The sequence below is a fragment of the Celerinatantimonas sediminis genome (genome assembly GCF_046054195.1).
Lineage (GTDB): Bacteria > Pseudomonadota > Gammaproteobacteria > Enterobacterales > Celerinatantimonadaceae > Celerinatantimonas.
Map to the genome: position 1 here is coordinate 1 of NZ_JBEQCS010000041.1, position 1536 is coordinate 1536.

Sequence of the window (1536 nt, forward strand, 5' to 3'; positions counted from 1 at the left end):
TGTTTATCAACAAGTTATGAATTTTTGATTTGAGATAATAGGTTTGGAAAACGCGCATGCGCACTAATAAAATGTTAAGCAGTACTTATGAAATCATTTAACCGAAACCAAATAACTATTTATGCAACGGAAGAGCTTTTAAGTTGGGTAAAGAAGGCTAAGCCTGAACTGCATAGATGGACTATCGAAACTATTAATCATCGACCAACAGCTTACTTAATTGATATTGAAGACCAAAATTGTCATGGTTTAATATTGAAAGAGTATTACAAAAAAATTGTTGAAAACGAATTGTGTGAGAACCTCTATATTGATAAAAATCTCTGGCCAAAGGATATTTCATACGATCTTTTTACTAAATGGTTTACTTATCAATATCATGAAGAAGTCTATGACTTATGTGCTGAGCCACTCGAAGTATATGATGAATAAACAATTGCTTAACAAGTTGCTGTTTGGGACGCGCCACGCGCGCCCCAAAGCAAAGCGTTAGTAAGTCATAGGAATTGTGCATTATGAGTAAAGGACCATTTGTAGAACGTAATTATTCTAACTGGGAAGACTTTTTGCCGAATGTATTTTATTTCGCTGACGACATGGGGTTTGTCTTCAGGGGGCAAGGGTGCTCAGACTGGAAACTACAAACAACCCTTGACCGGACATTGGCAAGAATTGAAATAGAAGGTATCGAACTACAAAGTACATATGATTTTTTATTAAAAGAATTCGTAAAGTCTATTCGAGGTCGGTCTAGTATTAGTAAGGACGTTTATAGCAATACCGATGAAATTTGGGCTTTAGGTCAACATTATGGTCTGGCGACACCATTACTTGATTGGACTCATTCAATTTATGTTGCATTATTCTTTGCATTTGAAGATCCAACTCCTTCAAGTACAGGATATAGAACGGTATGGGCGCTCAATTCATCTCATTATGTGAAGAATGTTATTGATAAATACAATTCCGATAAAGAAGACTCTCTAAAGTTTAACTTCGTTGATCCTATTTCGGATGAAAACCCTAGGTTGTTAACCCAAACAGGATTGTTTACAAAGCAACCTTTAAGTTTTGATTTGGAAAGTTGGGTAAAAGAATTTCTAAATGATGATGCTCCCTATTTTATAAAAATGAATATTCCTGATAGTGAGCGATTAAAAATACTTAAAAATTTGCGATTAATGAACATTCATCCATCAACTCTTTTTCCAGAGATTGAAGGAGCCGCTAAGTACTGTAATCAAACATTGGAGTTACTTGGTAACAAACGAAAAGATCAAGTACGTGCTAGTAGAGATGAACTTGATAAATTGTTGAAACAACTTACTAACAAGCAAATTCAGCCGACGCAAAAAGAGCGCGGCTGATTTGGGCGTTAGCTTCGGAAGTGAATATGGAAATCAATAAACAAATTCAAGCTATCAACTCCATATTCAAACAGTATGGAGTTGATATTAGAATGAATCGCCACTACTTCACTAGACGACTTTTAGCCTCATTAAAATATTGACGCTCATACTCTAACGGCGATAGCCC

Annotated in this window: 2 protein-coding genes; both read left to right on the forward strand. The window is 35.5% G+C overall.

The genetic code is table 11. The annotated features are described in order from the left end of the window. Positions 1-87 precede the first annotated feature (87 nt). On the forward strand, positions 88-432 hold the full coding sequence (locus ABTQ23_RS21100; protein ID WP_408617737.1) for a hypothetical protein: 345 nt from the start codon (positions 88-90) through the stop codon (positions 430-432). Positions 433-515: 83 nt separating this feature from the next. Beyond that, positions 516-1367 (forward strand): FRG domain-containing protein, encoded by an 852-nt coding sequence (locus ABTQ23_RS21105; RefSeq protein ID WP_408617738.1) that lies wholly within the window; start codon positions 516-518, stop codon positions 1365-1367. Positions 1368-1536 lie beyond the last annotated feature (169 nt).